This is a genomic window from Ralstonia sp. VS2407 (assembly GCF_052950655.1).
Genome location: NZ_JBRFVG010000011.1, coordinates 28,936 through 49,484, shown reverse-complemented (window position 1 = coordinate 49,484; position 20,549 = coordinate 28,936). Strand labels below are relative to the sequence as shown.

The window sequence follows — 20,549 nt, the reverse complement described above, 5'->3', positions numbered from 1 at the left end:
TCCCTGACCGGCGCCTGATGTGATCGAAGATCCGCTGCCGCACCTCAGCTGTACTCGGGGCGCCGGTAGTTCGGTCTTCTCTCATTTCCCGCGTTTTTCCGCCTGTGGCCGCTGTCTGGGCTGCTGGGCTCCCGTGATGTCCGGAAGCATCGCCGGCGCAATTGTGCAAGACATGAAGAACACACTCGTTCCACATATGAAGCGGCTCCTCGCCGCAAGCCTCCCGCTCCTGCTGGCGGGCTGCAACCTGACGGTCCTGGACCCGAAGGGGATGGTTGCGGCTGAAGAAAAGACGCTGATCCTGGTGGCGACCGGCCTGATGCTGCTGGTGGTCATCCCCGTGATCGTGCTGACGCTGGTGTTTGCGTGGAAGTACCGCGCGTCCAACACCCGCGCCCGCTATGAGCCGGACTGGTCGCACTCCAACGCCATCGAGGCTGTGGTGTGGCTGATCCCCTGCCTGATCATCATCGTGCTGGGCGTGATCACCTACAAGTCCACGCACGCCCTCGACCCGTACAAGCCGATCGAATCGGATGTGAAGCCCATCACGGTCGAGGCTGTTTCGCTGGATTGGAAGTGGCTGTTCATCTATCCGGAACTCAAGATCGCAACGGTCAATCAGCTCGCATTCCCGGCCAACACCCCGATCAACTTCAAGATCACGTCCGACACGGTGATGAACGCGTTCTTCATCCCGCAGCTGGGCAGCCAGGTGTATGCCATGGCGGGCATGCAGACCAAGCTGCACCTGATCGCCAATGAGACCGGCGTGTTCGACGGCATGTCATCGAACTACAGCGGCTCGGGTTTCACGGGCATGAAGTTCAAGGCCACGGCCATGACGAACGAAGAGTTCGATGCCTGGGTCAAGCAGGTCCGTGAGTCGTCGCAGAACCTGACCAAGGAAGGCTACGCCGAGCTGTCCAAGCCGAGCGAGAAGGTGCCGCCGGCGGTGTACGCATCGGTCGACCCGACCCTGTATCACAGCATCCTGCACAAATACATGGACAAGATGGGCGAGGGCGACAAGGTCCTGACGCTCGACGAGGCGCTCGAAGGCGCCAACTGCACGACGGCCACGGCTGAAGCGGCAACGCGTCCGCTGCCGGTGCAGTCAGCCCTGCCAGCGCCCAAGAGCGCGGCCAAGAATTCCTAGGAGTTGACGATGTTTGGCAAGTTGAGTCTGGAGGCCATTCCGCTGCACGAGCCCATCGTGGTCGTGACGGTGTCGGCCATTCTGTTGGGTGGCGCTGGCCTGTTCGGCCTGATCACCTATCTCAAGAAGTGGACCTACCTCTGGAATGAGTGGATCACCTCGGTCGATCACAAGAAGATCGGCGTGATGTACTGCATTCTGGCCATCGTGATGCTGCTGCGCGGCTTTGCCGACGCCATCATGATGCGCTCGCAACTGGCGGTTGCCTCGGGCGGCGGTGCCGGCTATCTGCCGCCTGAGCACTATGACCAGATCTTTACCGCGCACGGCGTGATCATGATTTTCTTCATGGCCATGCCGCTGATGACGGGCCTGATCAACCTGATCGTGCCGCTGCAGATCGGCGCGCGCGACGTGGCATTCCCGTTCCTGAACACGCTGTCGTTCTGGCTGGCTGCCGCAGGTGTGGTGCTGATCAACGTGTCGCTCGGCGTGGGTGAATTTGCTCGCACCGGCTGGCTGGCGTACCCGCCGCTGTCGGAGCTGGCGTACAGCCCGGGCGTGGGGGTCGATTACTACATCTGGGCGTTGCAGATATCAGGCCTCGGGACATTGCTGACCGGCGTGAACTTCGTCGCGACCATCTTCAAGATGCGCGCGCCGGGCATGACGCTGATGCGCATGCCGATCTTCACTTGGACCGCCCTGTGCGCCAACATCCTGATCGTGGCGGCGTTCCCGGTGCTGACCGTGGCGCTGGCGCTGCTGGGCGCCGACCGCTATCTCGACATGCACTTCTTCACGAACGGCGGCGGCGGCAACGCCATGCTGTATGTGAACCTGATCTGGATCTGGGGCCACCCCGAGGTGTACATCCTGATCCTGCCGGCCTTCGGCATGTTCTCGGAAATCGTCTCGACGTTCTCGCGCAAGAAGCTCTTCGGCTACACGTCGATGGTGTGGGCGACCGCCGGCATTACCGTGCTGTCGTTCCTGGTGTGGCTGCACCACTTCTTCACCATGGGCTCGGGTGCGAACGTCAACGCGTTCTTCGGTATCGCGACGATGATCATCTCGATCCCGACGGGCGTGAAGATCTTCAACTGGCTGTTCACGATGTACCGCGGCCGCGTCGAGCTGAACTCGATGATGCTGTGGACGATCGGCTTCATGATCACCTTCGTGATCGGCGGTATGACCGGCGTGCTGCTGGCCGTGCCGGGCGCCGACTTCCTGCTGCACAACAGCCTGTTCCTGATCGCCCACTTCCACAACACCATCATCGGTGGTGTGGTGTTCGGTTACCTGGCCGGTATCACGTACTGGTTCCCGAAGGCCTTCGGCTTCAAGCTGGACGAAAAGTGGGGCAAGCGCGCTTTCTGGTGCTGGTTCGTGGGTTTCTACACCGCATTCATGCCGCTGTACGTGCTGGGCTTCATGGGCATGACGCGCCGTCTGAACCATACCGACAATCCGGCATGGCAGCCGTGGCTGATCGTCGCCGTGATCGGCGCCGCGATCATCGCCTGCGGTATCGCTTCGCAGCTCATCCAGATCTTCGTGAGCATCCGCAACCGTCATGCGCTGGCTGATCTGACGGGCGACCCCTGGGGTGGCCGTACGCTGGAGTGGGCGACGTCGTCGCCGCCGGCGCACTACAACTTCGCACGCGTGCCGGTCATCCGTGACATCGACGCCTTTGCAGACATGAAGGCGCGCGGTGAAGTGCTGACGCAGGTCGCACCGAGCTACGAAAAGATCCACATGCCGAAGAACACCGGCGCCGGCTTCTTCATCGGCATGTTCTCGATCGTGATGGGCTTCGCGCTGATCTGGCACATCTGGTGGATGGCCGTGCTGGGTCTGGTCGGCATGATCGGCAGCTTCATCCTCCGCAGCAACAACGACGACATCGATTACTACGTGCCCGCTCACGAGGTTCACGAGACCGAGTCGGCCTACTTCCAACGTATCGGTTCGCAGGCTTAAACCATGGCTTCCAATGTTCTAGACGGTCACGCCGCGCACGGTCACGCGCACGGCCACGACCACGCGCATGACCATGCGCACCACCACGATGCTGCAGACACCAAGGTCTTCGGCTTCTGGGTGTACCTGATGAGCGACTTGATCATCTTCGCGTCGCTGTTTGCCACGTTCTGCGTCCTGCGCGGTGCGACGGCAGGCGGCCCGACGGGCAAGGAACTCTTCGATCTGTCGTATGTGGCAATCGAAACCGGCATCCTGCTGGTGTCGTCCATCACCTACGGCATGGTGATGATTAGCCTGCAGAACGGCCGCAAGGACCAAGTGATGCTGTGGCTGGGCATCACGCTTCTGCTGGGCGCCGCGTTCGTCGGCATGGAAATCAACGAGTTCCACCACCTGATTGCAGAAGGCGCGGGCCCGAGCCGCAGCGCGTTCCTGTCATCGTTCTTCTTGCTGGTCGGTACGCACGGCCTGCACGTGGCGAGCGGCATGCTGTGGATCATCGTCCTGATGTGGCAGATCAGCCGCAAAGGGCTGACCCCGACGCAATCGACCCGCCTGTCGTGCCTGAGCCTGTTCTGGCACTTCTTGGACGTGGTGTGGATCGGCGTGTTTACCGTCGTGTATCTGCTGGGAGCGATGTAAATGGAACAGACCAACGTTTCGACGGGCATTGCCCACGATGATGCCCACGGTCATGCAGCGGGCGGCGCCGGTCATGCCACCGTCAAGGGCTACCTGATCGGCTTCGTGCTGGCGGTGATCCTGACCGCCATCCCGTTCAAGATGGTGATGGACGGCGGCTACTCGCACCAGACGGTGCTGGTGACGGTGATGGCCCTGGCGGTCGTGCAGATCGTCGTGCATCTGATCTATTTCCTGCACCTGGACGGCTCGTCCGCCCAGCGCTGGAATGTGATGGCCTTCCTGTTCACGCTGCTGATCCTGGCGATCGTCGTTGTCGGCTCGCTGTGGGTCATGCATAACATGAACGCCAACATGATGACGATGTAACGAGGCCTGGCCTCTGTTGCATTGGAAGGGCGCCCTGGTGGGCGCCTTTTCTTTTGCTCGTGCGGCCTTGAGCCCTGGGTTTGCCACGCCCCGGCTTTGTTAAACTCGCCGGGTTCCCCATTTCTGCGTTTCCCCCCGCAATTCCGCCATGTCACAGTACGTTTTCACCATGAACCGCGTGGGCAAGATCGTTCCGCCCAAGCGCCAGATCCTCAAGGACATCTCACTGTCGTTTTTCCCGGGCGCCAAGATTGGCGTGCTGGGCCTGAACGGCTCGGGCAAGTCGACCGTGCTGAAGATCATGGCCGGCCTGGACAAGGACATCGAGGGCGAAGCCACGCCGATGCCCAACCTGAACATCGGTTACCTGCCGCAGGAGCCGCAGCTCGATCCCGCCAAGACTGTGCGTGAAGAGGTCGAGAGCGGCCTGGGCGAAGTGATGGATGCGCAAAAGCAGCTCGAAGCCATCTACGCCGCGTACGCCGAGGAAGGCGCTGACTTCGACAAGCTGGCCGAAGAACAGGCGCGTCTGGAAGCCATCATCGCCGCCGGCTCCGGTGACAACGTCGAACTGCAGCTGGAAATTGCCGCCGACGCACTGCGCCTGCCGCCGTGGGACGCCAAGATCGAGCACCTCTCGGGCGGTGAAAAGCGTCGTGTCGCACTGTGCAAGCTGCTGCTGTCCCGCCCCGACATGCTGCTGCTGGACGAGCCGACCAACCACCTGGATGCGGAATCGGTGGACTGGCTTGAGCAGTTCCTCACGCGCTTCCCGGGCACCGTGGTGGCCGTGACGCACGATCGCTACTTCCTCGATAACGCCGCCGAGTGGATTCTCGAGCTCGACCGTGGACACGGCATCCCCTGGAAGGGCAATTACAGCTCGTGGCTTGATCAGAAAGAGACGCGCCTGAAGCAGGAAGAGTCCAGCGAATCTGCGCGCCAAAAGGCGCTGAAGAAAGAACTGGAATGGGTGCGCCAGAACCCGAAGGGCCGCCAAGCCAAATCGAAGGCGCGTCTGGCTCGCTTTGACGAGTTGAACAGCCAGGAATACCAGAAGCGCAACGAAACGCAGGAAATCTTCATCCCGGCCGGCGAGCGTCTGGGCAATGAAGTGATCGAGTTCACCAACGTCAGCAAGAGCTATGGCGATCGCCTGCTGATCGACAACCTGAGCTTTACGATTCCGCCGGGCGCGATCGTCGGCATCATTGGCCCGAACGGCGCCGGTAAGTCGACGCTGTTCCGCATGATCACGGGCAAGGAGCAGCCGGATTCGGGCACTATCAAGATCGGCCCGACCGTCAAGCTGGCTTACGTTGACCAGAGCCGCGATGCGCTTTCCGCAGACAAGACTGTCTTCGAAGAAATCTCGAACGGCTCGGACATCCTCACGGTGGGCCGGTATGAGACGCCATCGCGCGCCTACATCGGCCGCTTCAACTTCAAGGGTGGCGATCAGCAGAAGCACGTCGGCACGCTGTCGGGTGGCGAGCGTGGGCGCCTGCATCTGGCCAAGACGCTCATCTCGGGCGGCAACGTGCTGCTGCTGGATGAACCGTCGAACGACCTCGACGTGGAAACGCTGCGTGCGCTCGAAGATGCACTGCTCGAATTCGCGGGCTGCGTGATGGTGATCTCGCACGACCGCTGGTTCCTCGACCGCATCGCCACGCACATCATCGCGTTCGAAGGCGATTCGCACGTCGAATTCTTCCCGGGCAACTACCAGGAATACGAAGCCGACAAGAAGAAGCGTCTGGGCGAAGAAGGCGCCAAGCCCAAGCGTATCCGCTACAAGCCCGTTACGCGCTAGGACGGCTCGCCGGCCTATTGCGCTACCCGATCTCGGTGCTCCGATGCTCGCCGTACTGATGTACGGCTGCGCTTCTCAGACCGATTTCGGGCCGCTCGCTACGGCCTTCGAACCATCCTATGGCGCTTCTTCAGCCGCAGGCGCGTCGAGGTTGCTGTCAAACTCGACGCGCTTGTGCGAGCCGTCACAGAACGGCTTGTTCAACGAGTGCCCGCAGCGGCACAGCCATGCCTGGCCTTCCTCCACCGGTAATTCGCGTCCGCCCTGGGTGACGATCCGGAAGCTTCCCTTGATGTGATACGGCCCGTCGTTGCGGACCGTGATGACGACATCGTCGGCCATGTTGGCCTCCTCAGAAGAGGATGCCCTGCATGCGATACGCGAAGTGACCGGGCTTGGCGTCGCGCATCAAAGCCATGAATTGATCCATGTCCATATGCACGACGTTTTCGTGGTCGCCAGCTTCGAAGTAGACGTCGCCGTGGGTCATCAGGCTGCTGTCGATGTAGGTTGGCATGCCGTAGGCCATGCCCACGGGCGGAACGGCTCCTGCATCACAGTCCCGGAAGACTTCGCGCAACTCCGATTCATCGGCCAGCGTGAGGTCCATGCGGCCCGATTCCTTTTGCAACTCGGACAGATGCAGGTGATACGTCGACGGCAACACGGCCGCGACATAGCCAAGCTTGTCTTCTAGCAGGAGCGTCTTGGCCAGACGGTCGCCGGGGACATGTGCAGCTTGCGCGGTTTCGGTGCTCGTGTGGGTATGCGGATGGCGAATCACCTCGTACAGGCAGCCCTTGCTGCGCAGGCAGCCGTCGAGGGTGCTGGAGATCGACATGGCGTCCTCCCGTGTGCTATGCGGCCGGCGGCGGGATTGCTGTGGCCGCTACGTCAGCATAGGTCGGTTTGCGGATTGCGCAGGCATTCGAGCGTACAAAAGCAACGGGCCACTCATGTGAGCGGCCCGTGTGGCGATGTAGCTTTCTGTTCGCGCCAAGCGTCAGGGGTTAGCGGTCCCAGCCGCGGTGCCAGCCGTGGTCGTGGCGCCATTCGCGCTCGCGCCACTCGTGACGGCGCCATTCGCGTTCACGCCAGTCGTCGCGGTCGCGATAGTAGCCACCATAGACCACCGGGGCAGGGGCATAGACCGGCGCCGGGCGATACACCACGGGAGGCGGCGCATAGACAGGGGCCGGGGCCACATACACCGGCGCGGGGACGCCGATCGACACGCCAACGTCCACATGCGCCAGCGCCGCCGTCGAGGCGCACAGCGCGGCGCCACCCAGAACGAATGCGAGCAGTGTGCGTTTCATGATGCTTCTCCTTACGGTTGCGAGGCCGGGGCCGCTGTGCCGTCGACTTCGTGTATCAAGTTCGTGATGCCATTCTATGAACCACCGGGCGCTTCAGGTGATACGCAAATCCTACGGATGTAACGGGAAGTAAAACGCCCCACCGGCAAGACGCTGGTGGGGCGCGGGGTTTCCACGCGGGCACGCCTCGTTCAGCCCTGTGCAGCCTCCCAGGCTCCTCGCTGTTCCGGTGACGACCACACCGCCAGGTGCAGCGCCGACAGCGCGAACGGATCTGACAGCAATACCAGCTTTTGCTTGCCTGTGAGCTTGTCGGGACCAACCTCCAGTGCGTGGCGCACGTGTGCCTCCCGCACGGCAATCAGCCGCCGGTCGTGCGGAAAGCGGGCCGTGCCGATCGCGCACATCAGCGCATTGGTGACGGGGTCGACCACGGCTTGGCGGAAGTCTGGCATCGGCGGCGCATTGCGCAGGTGCTTGCGTGTGGCGCGGAGCTCGCGCGGCGGGCGCACTTCCTCGGGGATCATGAACAGGCGCAGCCGTCGCATGCGGCGGCCCAGGCTCACACGGCTGGAGAATACCGAGAGCGGAATCGACACGATCAGCGCGCCCACGACTGGCGAAAGCCACCACAGGAAGCTCGGGTTCAGCCAATAGACGATGGCGGCCCAGACGATGCCGATCACGGTGTGCAGGCCGTGGCGGCGTACAGCGTCGCCCCAATGCGTCTGCGCGTCTTCGCGCGGCGGTGACTTCCAGTGCACCTTCCAGCCGAGGAAGGCGGCCGTCACGAAGCGTGTGTGGAACAACATGCGCACCGGCGCGGCCAGCACCGAGAACGCCGCCTCGATCGCCATCGACAATGCCAGGTGGATCGCCCCGCCAAAGCGCTTCGGCCCCTGCGCCCACAGGACGAACACGCTGAGGATCTTCGGCAGGAACAGCACGGTGGCGGTGGCGGAAAACAGCGCGGCGGCTTTTTCCGGATGCCACTCCGGCCAGATCGGGAAGAGCTGGCGCGGCTGCGTAAAGTATTCCGGCGCGATCAGCGTGTGCTTGGCCAGCAGGGCGGTCGACAGGATCAGGAACAGGAACCACAGCGGCGCAGACAGATACGCCATCACCCCGGTAATGAACACCGCGCGGTGCACACGGTGGAAGCCTGGTGCGCCGAACAGGCGGAAGTTCATCAGATTGCCGTGGCACCAGCGGCGGTCGCGGCCCAGCTCGTCGAGCAGGTTGGGCGGCATTTCTTCGTAGCTGCCGTCCAGGTCGTAGGCGATCCACACGGCCCAGCCGGCACGGCGCATCAGCGCGGCTTCGACAAAGTCGTGCGACATGATCTCGCCGGAAAGCGAGCCCTTGCCCGGAATCGGCGCCAGCGCGCAGTGCTTGATGAACGGGTCCAGCCGGATGATGGCGTTGTGGCCCCAGTAGTGCGATTCGCCGAGCTGCCAGTAGTGCAGGCCAGCGGTGAACAGCGGCCCGTACACACGCGTGGCGAACTGCTGGATACGCGCATACAGCGTGTCGCGGCCGGCGGCGCGCGGCGCGGTCTGGATGATGCCCGCGCTGGGCGCACCTTCCATCAACTGCACGAGGCGCGTCAGGCAGTCGCCGCTCATCACGCTGTCGGCGTCGAGCACGATCATGTAGCGGTATTTGCCGCCCCAGCGCCGGCAGAAATCGTCGATGTTGCCGCTCTTGCGCTTCACGCGGTGGCGACGCCAGCGATAGAAGATGCGACCGAAACCATCGAGCGCGCGGCAGATATGCAGCCACGCATCGGCTTCTGCGGTGCGGATATCCGGGTCGCCTGAGTCCGACAGCACGAAGAAGTCGAAATGCTCCAGATGTCCCGTGCGCTGCAATGATTCGTACGTCGCGCGCAGCCCTGCAAACACGCGCTGCACATCTTCATTGCAGATCGGCATGACGATGGCCGTGCGCGCATCGTCCGGAATCGTGGCGTCCGGCGTGGCCCGGCGCGAGATGACGAAGCGGTCGCCGTGGAAGGCCAGCAGCAGGAAGCCCGTAATGGCCGTCCAGAAGCCCGCCGAGACCCAACAGAACAGCACCGCAAACAACACGATGATGATGGCTTCGAGCCAGTCGGCACCGTGGTACGGCAGCACCGTGCTCATCGCCCAGGTGGCAGCGATGGTCTGCGCGATCATCAGCGCCAGCAGCGTCAGGCGGCGGCGCGAGCCGACGAAGCGCCAGATGCCCTTCGGGTCCGGCGAGTCGGGTGCCTCGTACGGCACCGGCTTCTTGCCGCCATGCATCCAGCGGTCGATGGCCTTGCGCGTGCGCCAGATCGGCCCGAGCACCCATGGCCACGGCACCATCGAGCGACGCGCGGGCGTGGGCCCGGTATCCAGGTGGATGCGGCCTTGGCTGTCGTGCTCAAGCGGCGGCGCCGGCTCGGCAGAGGGCTCCGTCGATGCGGCATCGGCGCGCGTGGCGCCATAGGCCGCATCCAGACGCGAGCCTACGGAGGCGTAGGCCGGTGCATCGGCGTCGAGCGAGGTCGTCTGGGCCGGGTCGAGCCTGGCCAGCGCACGATGCAGCTTGGCGAGCGCCGCTGCATCGTCGTCGGCGGCTGTGATGCCCGCGTTGCGCAGGAGCGCAGCACGCGCATCGGCCGCCAGCGGCAGCGCCCCAAGGTAATGGTCGGCCACAGACTGCGCTGTGGCAGGGGTGGTGGAGGGGGCGGTGCCAGCGGCACCGTCAGTCTGGGCTGTCGTCACATTCAGCCCGGAGGTAACAGGTAGCTCCACGTCTCAGAAAGTCCGGTGCCGCCGCTGCGCAGGTAGCCGCGCATTTCGACGGGTTTATCGTCGTCGACCCGCTTCAGGCGCACAGTCACGCGCCATCCGCCGGTCGCGGTGTTGGGTTGGCCGAAGATCGATTCGATCTTGCCGTTGGCATCTGCCGAGAATACGGGCTCGACCGGCGCATTGGGCGGAAGCTTCGCCAGCGCGGGGCCTTCAAAGTCGACCACGAAAGCGATCGTATCGTCGGGCTTGCGCTCGTCGGGGCGCTTGGTTGTCCAGCCGTGCGAACGGCGCGTCTGCGTCACCCACGCCAGCGCAGGCTTCTTGTCAGCGTCCTTCTGCCACAGCAGGCGGTATTCGAGATTGAACGGCTGATGCGGCTTGGGCGGGTTCTCAGGCACCCAGTAAGCGACCACGTTGTCGTTCGTCTCGTCTGGCGTCGGAATCTGCACCAGCTCCACGCGGCCCGCGCCCCATTTGCCGACGGGCTCGACCCACGCGCTCGGGCGCAGTTCGTAGCGGTCGCCGATTTCCTGGTAGCTGGAGAACGCGCGGTCACGCTGCATGAGGCCGAAGCCGCCGGGGTTGGTCGTCCCGAACGAGCTGACCAGCAGGCGCTTGGGGTTCGTCAGCGGACGCCAGATCCATTCACCTGTGCCGGAAAGCACCGACAGGCCGTCGGAGTCATGCACTTCGGGGCGGAAATCCAGCGCCGGTGCCGGCTGGTTCTCGCCAAAGAAGAACATGCTGGTGAGCGGCGCGATGGCCAGCTTGCTCACGTTCTCGCGCATGTACAACTGCGCCTTGACGTCGACCGCCGTGTCGCTGCCCGGCTTGATGACAAAGCGGTAGGCACCCGTGGCGCGGCGCGAGTTGAGCAGCGCGTAGATCGTCAGCTCTTTCGCGTTGGCGGCAGGCCGTTCGATCCAGAAATCGGTGAAGCGCGGGAATTCCTCGCCCGAATTGAGCGCGGTGTCGATGGCCAGCCCGCGCGCAGAGAGGCCGTAGACCTGCCCCTTGCCGATACCGCGGAAGTACGACGCGCCCAGGAACACGATGACCTCGTCCTTGTATTTGGGCGTGTTCATCGGATAGTGCACGCGGAAGCCGGCAAAGCCGAGCTTCTGCAACTGCTTCGGGTCGAGCTTGACCGGACCGTAATCGAACAGGCGCGGATCGAAGCGGATTTCGCGCACGCCGGCAGGCGACACCTCATTGATCTTCACGGGCTGGTCGTAGTAGGACCCCTCGTGGAAGAAGCCGAGTTCGAACGGCAGCTTGTCGCGGCGCCAGTAAGCCTGATCGGACTTGAAGCGGATTTCGCGGTACTGGTCGTAGCGCAGCTCGCGGAGTTCGCGGGGCAGGGTGTCGGCGGGCGCCTGGTAGGGCTTCGAGGCCAGTTGCTTGGCGCGTACGGCCACATCGTTGAAACCGAAGGCCAGCGCAGCATGCGCCGAAGCCAGCGCCAGCAGGCCCACGGCCAACCGCGCATAGCCGGTTACCGAACGGGTGCGTGCCGCGCGAGCGGCCCCCGGCGTGCGGGAGGAAACAGCGGAGGGAATGTTCAAAATGAGATCGCGTCTATGCGGCGGGCCGAGGAACGTGACGCTTCGGTCCTGCCGGTCATTCGTCTGTGCCGCCGAGATTTTACCCGCCGTACCTTTGCGAGATCAAAACCGGCAACATTTTGATAATGTTTCTGGCCGTATCGGGCCGACATCCGCGTCAAATGGCGTGTAACCAGGCGGTCTTTGGCGGGTCAGCCGTTCGGTTGAGGGGAACGCGCAGCGTCGGCCGGCAGTCAGAGCTGCTTTCCTGTGTGCCGGGATTTCCGCGTGGCACACTCTCGGCTTTTTCCTCCATGGAGTTCGCATGACCTGCTGGACGCGACGCGCCACTGCAATCGCCGCGCTTGCCTTTTCGACCTCGTTGCTCGCGCCTGTGGCGTTTGCTGCACCCGCAGCCAAGGCGGCTCCAAAGGCTGCGGCGCCTGCCAAGGCAGTGCGCGATCCCGGCGACGTGGCGGTGCTGCTGGATACCTTCCCGCTCGGCAAGCCTCTGCGCAAGCTGCCCTCGTGCGAGGACGTACGCGCGAATGGCGGCAAGGATGTCGCCGAATATTGCTCCGATGCGCTTGAATCGCATGGCCGCACGCGCTCGCTGGGCGTGCCTCAGGCATCGCGCCCCGAGTTGATGGACGGGCCGCAGGCCGTGCTCCTGATCGACCAGGATGGCAACATCGCCGGCATGTTCGTGCCGACGCGCGGCGTCGATACCGAGCAGCGCGTCTTCCAGGCGCTGTCCGATCGTTACGGCAAGCCTGCGCAGGAAGGCAAGGCGCCGCTCAAGCTCAAGTCTGGCAAGACGGTCGATTCGCTTCGTGCGCGCTGGGCAGGCCATCAGACCATCATCACGATGTACGCGATTCCCGAAGAGCCGCAGAACGGCACGGTGGAATTCCTTTGGGCACCGCGCGCCGGGGCGGTCATGGATCAGATGCGTGCGGAAGTCGATCCGAATGCACCCAAGCCGGCTCCTGCGTCCGGTGTGGCGGCCTCGGCACCTGCTGCGATGGTCAAGCCCTCTGCAGGCAAACCGGCGCCTAAGCAGTGAACTTACGAACACACGTTCGTAGTTTTCGGTTACACCGCTTACACCCGCATGACGCCGGCGTCGCTCGCGTCGGCTTATAACGTCCGTGTGGCTCCACTAGGGGGGCCGAAGGACGCTAATCATGAAAATCGTGGCTCTGGCCTTGTTGGCCGCGACGCTTGGGGGTTGCGCGGTGTATCCGGCACCGGTGGCTGTGGCACCTGTGCCTGTCTATGCTGCACCGGCTTATCCGGCCTATTACGGCGGCTATTGGGGTGGACCTTCGGTGTACTTCAATTACCATCACCGCTGATCTGCCGTTGGCTGATCAGCGTCTAATCCGTTGAACGCAGGCCCGGCCAGCCGGGCGCCAACGTCTGCGGCAAGCCAAGCAGATCCAGCACGCGCCCGACCGTGTGGTCGACGAGGTCGTCGATCGTCTTGGGGCGCTGGTAGAAGCCCGGCACGGGCGGAAACACGATTCCGCCCATCTCTGTGACGGCCGTCATGTTGCGCAGGTGCGCCAGATTCAACGGCGTTTCGCGCACCATCAGGATGAGGCGACGACGCTCCTTGAGCGTGACGTCGGCCGCGCGCGCAATGAGATTGTCCGACAGGCCGTGCGCCACGGCCGCCAACGTCTTCATCGAGCAGGGCGCCACCACCATCGCTTCCGCCGCAAACGAGCCGCTGGCAATGGTTGCGCCGATATCGCGCACGTTATGCACGACGTGCGCCAGCGCTTCCACTTCTTCGCGTGCCATGTGCAGCTCGTGCTGCACGTTCATCAGCCCTGCGGGCGACATCAGCAGGTGAGATTCCACCCCCGCCGATTCGCGCAGGCCCTGCAGAATCTGCAGCAGCCGCACGCCGTAGATTGCCCCGGACGCCCCCGTGATGGCCACGATGATGCGGCGCACAGGTGGCGTCTGGACTGTGGCGTTCACGGGCAAGGTCACGCTGAAACGAGAACGCAGCTCAAGCAGCCAGCAGCGGCTGCAGCTCGCCGCTCTGGTACATCTCCATCATGATGTCCGAGCCGCCGATGAATTCGCCCTTGACGTAGAGCTGCGGAATGGTCGGCCAATTGGCGTAGTCCTTGATGCCCTGGCGGATTTCGTCGTCTTCCAGCACGTTGACGGTGTGCGGCCGATCCACGCCGCAGGCCTTCAGGATCTGGATGGCGCGGCCCGAAAAGCCGCACATCGGAAATTGCGCCGTGCCCTTCATGAAGAGGACGACGGGGTGGCCTTTGACGATCTGGTCGATCTTTTCGTGCGTGGTGCTCATGGGGAGACTCGATTGGGTGAGGGGCGGCAGCCGGGTTTTTAGGCTGACATCCACATTGGAAAACCCTTCTATTTTAGCGAGGAACGCGCACCGGCGTTTTGATCCAGCCACTGCCCGCCGCTGCAGCGGTCATGGCCGGCCAGGTCTTGCGCAGTGAAGACATTGGCGAAGCCGGCGCCCTGCAGCAGCGCGCGCACGGGTTCGCCCTGATCGTAGCCGTGTTCGAGCAGTAGCCAGCCGCCCGAGGCAAGCCGCGCAGGCGCCCCTGCGACGATGCTGCGCAGGTGTCGCAGGCCGTCATCGTGGTCGGTGAGGGCGTTGGCGGGTTCGAAGCGCAGATCGCCCTGATCGAGATGCGCGTCGGTGGCCGCAATGTAAGGTGGGTTGCTGGCGATCAGGTCGAAGGCGGGGGGCGCATCGGCATCGGCCAGCGCGCCATACCAGTCACCCAGTGCAGCCCGGAAATTGGTTGCGCCCAGCGCCTTGGCGTTGTCGATCGCCACGGCCAGCGCATCGGCGGAGGCATCGGTGGCCCACACGCGCGCGTCGCGTCGCGCCAGTGCAATTGTGATGGCAATGATGCCGCTGCCCGTGCCCATGTCGAGCACGGCCGGTGCATCGCGTTCTTCCAGGCGGTCAAGCGCCTGCTCGACCAGCAATTCCGTATCGGGACGGGGAATGAGCACGGCCGGCGTGACCTTGAACGTGCGGCCGAAGAATTCACGTTCGCCCAGCAGATAGGCCATCGGCTCGCCGGCCAGGCGGCGTGTGGCGAGTTGGCTGATTCGCGCGCGCGCGGCTACGTCGATAGCGCTGGTGTCTTGCGTGATGAGTTGCACGCGCGAGAGGCCCGTCACGTGCGAGACCAGCATGCGCGCTTCCAACGCAGGCAAGCCGGCGCGTGCCAGCGCCGTCAGCGCATCGGACACGCAAGCCAGGGTTTCGGGCGAAATGACGGGAACAGACGACACGGCAACAGACCAGCAGCGAAGATCGGGGCGCACAAAATAACACGGGCCCGGCCAACGTGGCGCGGGCCCGCGAGCGGGTCGGTGCGGTTAAGCAGCGCTTATTGCTTGGTCGCGTCCTTGACCTTGTCGGCCGCTTCCTTCGTGGCGTCTGCGGTCTTGTCTGCTGCAGCCTTGGCCGCGTCGGCCGTCTTGTCGGCCGCAATCTTGGCGGCATCCTTGGCCTGCGCCAGTGCGCCCGACGCGGAGACTTGGGCATCCGAAGCGGCTTGCGAGAGTTCCACCTTGGCGGCGTCTGCAGCCTTGGTCACGGCGGTGCCGGCGTTGTCGAGCGCCTGTTTGGCGGCGTCTTTCGATTGCTCCATCGCGCTCTTGGCGGCCTGGTCGGTGGCGTCGTCTTTCTTGCCGCAGGCGGCCAGGCCCAGTGCGAGGGAGGTAGCGACAGTGATGGCCAGCAGTTGGGTACGCATTGCGATTCTCCTAATCGTGATGTTGCCGCGCTTGTTGGTGAGTGCGCGCCGGATGCGACCGGCGATGCACTCGGCGTGATCGAGATCGATTATAGGAACGCAAGACCGGCGCGCCATCGCGCAAACCTGTATCAAACGCAAGCGGATGTTACGGAGGGCGCGCTTTTTAACGATTGAGCGCTCAGGCCTCTTCCCCGAGCGCCGCAAGCTGCTCCGCTTGGTGCTCAGCCGCCAACGCACCGACCAGTTCATCGAGGTCGCCGTCCATGATCGCGTCGATCTTGTACAGCGTCAGGTTGATGCGATGATCGGTCACGCGGCCCTGCGGGAAGTTGTACGTGCGGATGCGGTCGGAGCGGTCGCCCGAGCCGATCAGGCTCTTGCGGGCGCTGGCTTCCTTGGCTTGCGCTTCGCGCTCCTGGCGATCCTTCAGGCGTGCAGCTAGCACCTGCATGGCACGGTCCTTGTTACGATGCTGGCTGCGGTCGTCCTGGCACTCCACCACCAAGCCGGTCGGCAGGTGGGTGATGCGCACGGCCGAATCCGTCTTGTTGATGTGCTGCCCGCCCGCACCGGATGCGCGGAACGTATCAATGCGCAGATCGGCCGGATTGATCTGGATGTCGGCCAGTGCGTCGGCCTCGGGCATGATCGCCACGGTGCAGGCCGACGTGTGGATGCGTCCCTGCGCCTCGGTGGCGGGCACGCGCTGCACGCGGTGGCCGCCCGATTCGAACTTCAGGCGCGAGTACGCACCTTCGCCTACCAGCCGCGCAATCACTTCCTTGTAGCCACCCAGGTCTGACGGCGATTCGCTCACGATCTCCACCTGCCAGCGCTGCCGTTCGGCGTAGCGCGTGTACATGCGCAGCAGGTCGCCGGCAAAGAGCGCGGATTCATCGCCGCCGGTGCCGGCGCGGATTTCCACGAAAATGTTGCGATGGTCGTTCGGGTCTTTGGGCAGCAGCAGGCGTTGCAGCTCGCCTTCGAGGGATTCCATGCGCTCGCGCGCCGCGCGAAGTTCATCTTCCGCAAACGCCTTCATGTCCGGATCGGCTGCCAATTCCTGCGCGGTGGCGATGTCTTCCTCGGCCTGCTTCCACGCGGCAAATTGCGCGACCACGGGCTCCAGCTCGGCATGTTCGCGCGTGAGCTTGCGGTATTGGTCGAGGTTGGCGGTGGCGTCTTCACGCGCAAGCAGCGCGTTGATTTCGACGATGCGCTCGGCCAGTTGGTCGAGCTTGGACAGCATGCTGGGCTTCATTCGGGCAGTCGCGGAGGGAAACGCTGGAAGCGAAGGCGGCGCATGATACCGCGCCAGAAGTTGCGCGCCGAGAGTGAAACCATGCGGCGCGCGGGCGATGCGCTGGCCGCTAGCGCTCGGAGTGGCTGGATTGGCGGAACAGCGCCGGCAGCAGGTCGATGAGCTGTTCGCGGCCTTCGCCCTGCGCGTGGTTGAGCGCATGCGTCGGGCCGTGGAGGAATTTCTTGGTGAGCGCCTGCGACAGCGCTTCAAGCACAAGGGCCGGGTCATCGCCGCGCGCGAGCATGCGCTGGGCGCGTTCCAGCTCACCCTGGCGCAGCGTTTCGGCCTGCGCGTGCAGATCGCGGATGACGGGCACCACGCTGCGCGCATCGAGCCAGTGCATGAAGTTCAGCACGCGCGTTTCGATGATGGCCTCGGCCTGCGCCACGGCGGCCTGCCGCAGCGCGTTGCCTTCCCGCACGATGGCGCCCAGATCATCCACGGTGTAGAGGAACACGTCGGACAGACGTGCGACCTCGGGTTCGATGTCGCGCGGCACGGCCAGGTCGACCATGAACATCGGGCGGTGGCGGCGCTGCTTGATGGCGCGCTCCACGGCGCCCAGGCCGATGATGGGCAGCGTGCTGGCCGTGCATGAAACAACGATGTCGAACTCGGCCAGCTTGGTCGGCAGTTCGGCCAGGCGCACCGCGCGAGCGTTCAGGCCCTGGTTCGACAGCGATTCGGCGAGCTTCTCGCCGCGTTCCAGCGTGCGGTTGGCGATCACCACCTCACGCGGCGTCTGCGCGGCGAAGTGCGTAGCGCACAGCTCGATCATCTCGCCGGCGCCAATAAACAGGACGCGCTGATCCGCGATCGACTCGAAGATGCGCTGCGCCAGGCGCACGGCGGCGGCGGCCATCGACACGGAATGCGCGCCGATCTCTGTCGTGCCGCGCACTTCCTTGGCCACCGCAAAGGTGCGCTGGAATAGCTGATTCAGGTACGTGCCCAGGGCGCCCGCTTCGGTGGCGGTGCGCACGGCGTCTTTCATCTGGCCGAGGATCTGCGTCTCACCCAGCACCATCGAATCGAGCCCGCTGGCCACGCGGAACGCATGGCGTACCGCAAGCGATTGCCCGAGCGAATACACATGGGGCGCAAGTTCGCCGGGGTCGATGTTGTGGTGCTGTGCCAGCCAGCGAATCGCATGCTCGTGCGCGGTCTGCTCGGGCAGGTTGCCGTCGGTCGCGCAGTAGATTTCGGTGCGATTGCAGGTGGAGAGGATGGCGGCTTCGGCCGTGCTTCTGAGGTGCGGCAGGTGCTGGCGCAGCGTGCCCAGCGCGGGCTTGAGCTGCTCGAGCGGAAACGCCACCTTCTCGCGCAGGGAAAGCGGCGCAGTGTGGTGGTTGATTCCAAGCGTCAGCAACTGCATGTGGGGCGGCCGGTTAAATGGGGACGGCACGAATTTTGAGCACTTTGGATTATAACGCCCGGCCCCCGGATGAGCAGGACCCAGGTCAAATCTCGTGGCATGTGTGGACGAATGTCGATTATTCGTCACGCGCCGCGTGGTGGGGCCACCGTGGCCTTCTGCAGCGTCCTGCGCTAAGGTACGCGTCCAGTTGAATCGCTCAAGGGCAAGACGGAGAACAGGCATGGGGTGGATCGGGCCGCTATGGATCGGGCTGGCGGTGGGCGTGGCGGCACGTTGGCTGCATCCCGCAGGCAAACGCCTGGGGTGGGCGGCTGCGCTGGTGACGGGTGCGCTTGGCGCGTTGTTTGGTTACTACAGCGGCCAGTTTGCCCACCTCTATGCCGACGGGCAGATCATGGCCTGGACGGCCGCCGTAGTGGGCGCCATGCTGCTGCCCGCGGCGTGGGGCCTATTGCGCCGCTAGGTGGCAAGTGGACTGCGGCGTTCTGGCGCGGTTCAGCCCGCCCCCACGCCGGCAGTGCGCGCATCGCGCGCGGCCAGGTAGCCGGCCATCAACGTTTCCAGGCGCTTGAAGTCCACCGGTTTGGTCAGGTGATCCGTAAAGCCCGCATCGCGGCACCGGGCGATGTCTTCTTCCATGCCGTAGCCCGTAATTGCAATCGATGGTGCGGCTTGCCGCTCGGCAAAAACGCGCACCACATCCAGGCCGCTGCCGTCCGGCAGGCCAATATCGCTGATCAGCAGATCAAACGTGCCAGATTCAGCAGCCTGCATGGCCGTGCGCGCGCCGTTGGCCACGGCGACGCTGTGGCCGAGGATCTCCAGCATCTGCGACATGGCTTCGGCCGTATCGGCGTTGTCTTCCACCAGCAGCACATGCAAGCCGCGCGTCGGCTGGGCGCGTGGCATGGGCGGCGAGGGCGGTGTCTCGGGCTGCACCCTCTCGGTCGCGAGGGGCAGCGTAAGCGTGAACGTAGCGCCCTCGTGGCGGCCGGCGCTCTCGGCAATCAATGAGCCCTCGTGCTTCTGCACCAGCGCGTAGGCAATCGCCAGGCCCAGGCCCAGCCCGCCAAAGCGTTGGGTGATCGATGCATCGGCCTGTTCGAACGCCGAGAAGATACGCGGCAGTGCGTCGAGCTCGATGCCGATGCCATTGTCCTTCACGGCCACGGCCACGGTGGAGGGCGATGGGTTCCAGACGCGCACCTCAATGGCGCCGCCTTCGGGTGTGAACTTGACGGCGTTGCGCACCAGGTTCCAGATCACCTGCTGGATGCGCGCACCGTCGGCATACAGCCGGCTGCGGCCCGCCTCGAAGCGCGTCTTGAGCGACAGCCGCTTGGCCTGCATGTCGTTGCGCGACATCTCCAGCGTGCTCTCCAGCAGCGGATACAGATCGACCAGCGCAAAGCTCACCGCCAGCTTGCCGCGTGCAATGCCGGTGATGTCGAGCAGGTCGTCGATCAGGCGCGCTTCCAGCTCGGCATTGCGGCGCACGACTTCGAGCTGCGCGACCACATACGCCGGCAAATCCTGGCGCAGTTCCAGCAGATGCACGGCGGTCAGGATGGGCGTGAGGGGCGTGCGCAACTCGTGCGACAGCACGGCCAGGAAGTGGTCCTTGGCGTGGTTGGCCGTCTCGGCTTCTTCCTTTGCACGGCGCAGGGCGTCGGCAGCGATGCGCTCTTCGGTGGAGTCGCGGATGATCTTGGAGAAGCCGACCAGTTGCCCCGTCTCGTTGTGGATGGCGGTGACCACGCTTGATGCGTAGAACGGCGTGCCGTCCTTGCGCAGCATCCAGCGGTCGTCGGTGAGGCTGCCTTCGCGGCGCACGCGTTCGAGCTTGCGCTGGAATTCCCCCGCCTCGCGCGCGGCCTGCGGATACAGAATCTCTGCTGACTTGCCCAGGATGTCTTCGCGCGCATACCCGAGAATGCCGCGCGATGCCGCGTTCCAGGTGCGCACGATGCCCTGGGGGTCGAGCGAGAGCACGGCGTGCTCCTTGAGCGCGTTGATCAGCAGGCGGAAATGCGTTTCCGCTTCGCGCAGGGCGGCTTCTGCGGCGATGCGCTGGCGGCGCTCGGCCGCTTCGGCCAGCGCGCGCAACAGCACCACGGGCAGGCGCTGCAGGCGCTGTTTGATGACGTAATCGGTGGCGCCGCGCTTGAGCATGTCCACCGCGTGCTCCTCGCCCAGCGCACCCGATACAAAGATGAACGGCGTTTGCGGCGCCATGCGGCGCGCAATATCGAGCGCCTCCGCCCCCGTGAACTGCGGCAGCATGTAGTCGGCCAGGATGGCGTCGAAGGTCCGTTCGCTGAGCTGGGCGATGAAGTCGGTCTCGTTGTCGACCAGCGTGGTGTCGGCCTGCAGGTTGGCGGTTTCCAGCCGCGCGCGCGTCAGTTCTGCGTCGAGCGGATTGTCTTCGACCAGCAGCAGTTGCAGATTGGGCATGGCGGCGAATGCTCCGG

General features: G+C 64.3%; 20 protein-coding genes. 8 read left to right on the top strand and 12 right to left on the bottom strand.

Annotated features, from left to right (window positions below; all coding sequences use genetic code 11):
* The first annotated feature begins 172 nt into the window (after nucleotides 1–172).
* The 5 genes from cyoA (at nucleotide 173) to ettA (ending at nucleotide 5,978) form a co-directional block, all read left to right on the top strand.
* On the top strand, nucleotides 173–1,159 hold the full coding sequence (cyoA, locus tag ACU8YE_RS17910) for a ubiquinol oxidase subunit II (protein ID WP_446929286.1): 987 nt from the start codon (nucleotides 173–175) through the stop codon (nucleotides 1,157–1,159).
* A 9-nt stretch (nucleotides 1,160–1,168) separates the two neighbouring features.
* Nucleotides 1,169–3,148 carry a cytochrome o ubiquinol oxidase subunit I gene (gene cyoB / locus ACU8YE_RS17905; protein WP_446929285.1) on the top strand — a complete coding sequence of 660 codons (1,980 nt, stop codon included), beginning with the start codon at nucleotides 1,169–1,171 and terminating at the stop codon, nucleotides 3,146–3,148.
* 3 nt (nucleotides 3,149–3,151) lie between these two features.
* Complete coding sequence (cyoC, locus tag ACU8YE_RS17900) at nucleotides 3,152–3,793, top strand: cytochrome o ubiquinol oxidase subunit III (RefSeq protein ID WP_027680203.1); 642 nt, start codon at nucleotides 3,152–3,154, stop codon at nucleotides 3,791–3,793.
* Nucleotides 3,794–4,162 carry a cytochrome o ubiquinol oxidase subunit IV gene (locus tag ACU8YE_RS17895; protein ID WP_112183489.1) on the top strand — a complete coding sequence of 123 codons (369 nt, stop codon included), beginning with the start codon at nucleotides 3,794–3,796 and terminating at the stop codon, nucleotides 4,160–4,162.
* Between the two features lie 148 nt (nucleotides 4,163–4,310).
* Nucleotides 4,311–5,978, top strand: coding sequence for an energy-dependent translational throttle protein EttA (gene ettA, locus ACU8YE_RS17890; protein ID WP_232041139.1), 1,668 nt, complete (start codon nucleotides 4,311–4,313; stop codon nucleotides 5,976–5,978).
* 117 nt (nucleotides 5,979–6,095) lie between these two features.
* Here the strand turns inward: ettA and ACU8YE_RS17885 are convergent, their stop codons facing one another.
* The 5 genes from ACU8YE_RS17885 to ACU8YE_RS17865 all read right to left on the bottom strand — a co-directional run bounded on the left by ACU8YE_RS17885 (nucleotide 6,096) and on the right by ACU8YE_RS17865 (nucleotide 11,636).
* Nucleotides 6,096–6,320: a CDGSH iron-sulfur domain-containing protein gene (locus tag ACU8YE_RS17885; RefSeq protein WP_232041138.1), complete on the bottom strand. Its 225-nt coding sequence runs from the start codon at nucleotides 6,318–6,320 to the stop codon at nucleotides 6,096–6,098.
* Between the two features lie 10 nt (nucleotides 6,321–6,330).
* Nucleotides 6,331–6,819: an aminoacyl-tRNA deacylase gene (locus ACU8YE_RS17880; protein WP_232041137.1), complete on the bottom strand. Its 489-nt coding sequence runs from the start codon at nucleotides 6,817–6,819 to the stop codon at nucleotides 6,331–6,333.
* A gap of 169 nt (nucleotides 6,820–6,988) precedes the next feature.
* Nucleotides 6,989–7,297: a hypothetical protein gene (locus ACU8YE_RS17875; protein WP_045203072.1), complete on the bottom strand. Its 309-nt coding sequence runs from the start codon at nucleotides 7,295–7,297 to the stop codon at nucleotides 6,989–6,991.
* A gap of 191 nt (nucleotides 7,298–7,488) precedes the next feature.
* Nucleotides 7,489–10,077, bottom strand: a complete 2,589-nt coding sequence (gene mdoH, locus ACU8YE_RS17870; protein WP_446929284.1) for a glucans biosynthesis glucosyltransferase MdoH — start codon at nucleotides 10,075–10,077, stop codon at nucleotides 7,489–7,491.
* The gene (locus ACU8YE_RS17865) at nucleotides 10,050–11,636 is read right to left on the bottom strand and encodes a glucan biosynthesis protein G (RefSeq protein ID WP_313903717.1); all 1,587 of its coding nucleotides are present in this window, start codon (nucleotides 11,634–11,636) and stop codon (nucleotides 10,050–10,052) included. Before ACU8YE_RS17865 ends, mdoH begins: the two co-directional genes overlap by 28 nt.
* A 310-nt stretch (nucleotides 11,637–11,946) precedes the next feature.
* Here ACU8YE_RS17865 and ACU8YE_RS17860 point away from each other — a divergent pair, with 310 nt between their 5' ends.
* Both ACU8YE_RS17860 and ACU8YE_RS17855 read left to right on the top strand, forming a co-directional pair.
* On the top strand, nucleotides 11,947–12,687 hold the full coding sequence (locus tag ACU8YE_RS17860; protein WP_446929283.1) for a hypothetical protein: 741 nt from the start codon (nucleotides 11,947–11,949) through the stop codon (nucleotides 12,685–12,687).
* A gap of 121 nt (nucleotides 12,688–12,808) precedes the next feature.
* Nucleotides 12,809–12,979, top strand: a complete 171-nt coding sequence (locus tag ACU8YE_RS17855; protein WP_232041134.1) for a hypothetical protein — start codon at nucleotides 12,809–12,811, stop codon at nucleotides 12,977–12,979.
* 22 nt (nucleotides 12,980–13,001) lie between these two features.
* Here ACU8YE_RS17855 and ACU8YE_RS17850 read toward each other — a convergent pair whose 3' ends face one another.
* The 6 genes from ACU8YE_RS17850 to hemA form a co-directional block, all read right to left on the bottom strand.
* Nucleotides 13,002–13,625, bottom strand: coding sequence for a UbiX family flavin prenyltransferase (locus ACU8YE_RS17850; protein WP_280928269.1), 624 nt, complete (start codon nucleotides 13,623–13,625; stop codon nucleotides 13,002–13,004).
* 19 nt (nucleotides 13,626–13,644) lie between these two features.
* A complete protein-coding gene (grxD, locus tag ACU8YE_RS17845) occupies nucleotides 13,645–13,956 on the bottom strand; it encodes a Grx4 family monothiol glutaredoxin (RefSeq protein ID WP_024977796.1) in 312 nt (103 codons plus the stop codon).
* 68 nt (nucleotides 13,957–14,024) lie between these two features.
* Nucleotides 14,025–14,927, bottom strand: a complete 903-nt coding sequence (gene prmC, locus ACU8YE_RS17840) for a peptide chain release factor N(5)-glutamine methyltransferase (protein ID WP_446929282.1) — start codon at nucleotides 14,925–14,927, stop codon at nucleotides 14,025–14,027.
* 98 nt (nucleotides 14,928–15,025) lie between these two features.
* Complete coding sequence (locus ACU8YE_RS17835; RefSeq protein ID WP_232041132.1) at nucleotides 15,026–15,394, bottom strand: hypothetical protein; 369 nt, start codon at nucleotides 15,392–15,394, stop codon at nucleotides 15,026–15,028.
* A gap of 181 nt (nucleotides 15,395–15,575) precedes the next feature.
* Nucleotides 15,576–16,658: a peptide chain release factor 1 gene (gene prfA / locus ACU8YE_RS17830; RefSeq protein WP_446929281.1), complete on the bottom strand. Its 1,083-nt coding sequence runs from the start codon at nucleotides 16,656–16,658 to the stop codon at nucleotides 15,576–15,578.
* Between the two features lie 109 nt (nucleotides 16,659–16,767).
* Nucleotides 16,768–18,075 carry a glutamyl-tRNA reductase gene (gene hemA, locus ACU8YE_RS17825; RefSeq protein WP_116576406.1) on the bottom strand — a complete coding sequence of 436 codons (1,308 nt, stop codon included), beginning with the start codon at nucleotides 18,073–18,075 and terminating at the stop codon, nucleotides 16,768–16,770.
* 223 nt (nucleotides 18,076–18,298) lie between these two features.
* On the opposite strand from hemA, the gene ACU8YE_RS17820 reads away from it, so the two are divergent.
* Complete coding sequence (locus ACU8YE_RS17820; RefSeq protein ID WP_440840284.1) at nucleotides 18,299–18,541, top strand: GlsB/YeaQ/YmgE family stress response membrane protein; 243 nt, start codon at nucleotides 18,299–18,301, stop codon at nucleotides 18,539–18,541.
* 32 nt (nucleotides 18,542–18,573) lie between these two features.
* Here the strand turns inward: ACU8YE_RS17820 and ACU8YE_RS17815 are convergent, their stop codons facing one another.
* Nucleotides 18,574–20,532, bottom strand: coding sequence for a hybrid sensor histidine kinase/response regulator (locus ACU8YE_RS17815; protein ID WP_260804124.1), 1,959 nt, complete (start codon nucleotides 20,530–20,532; stop codon nucleotides 18,574–18,576).
* Nucleotides 20,533–20,549: the final 17 nt, after the last annotated feature.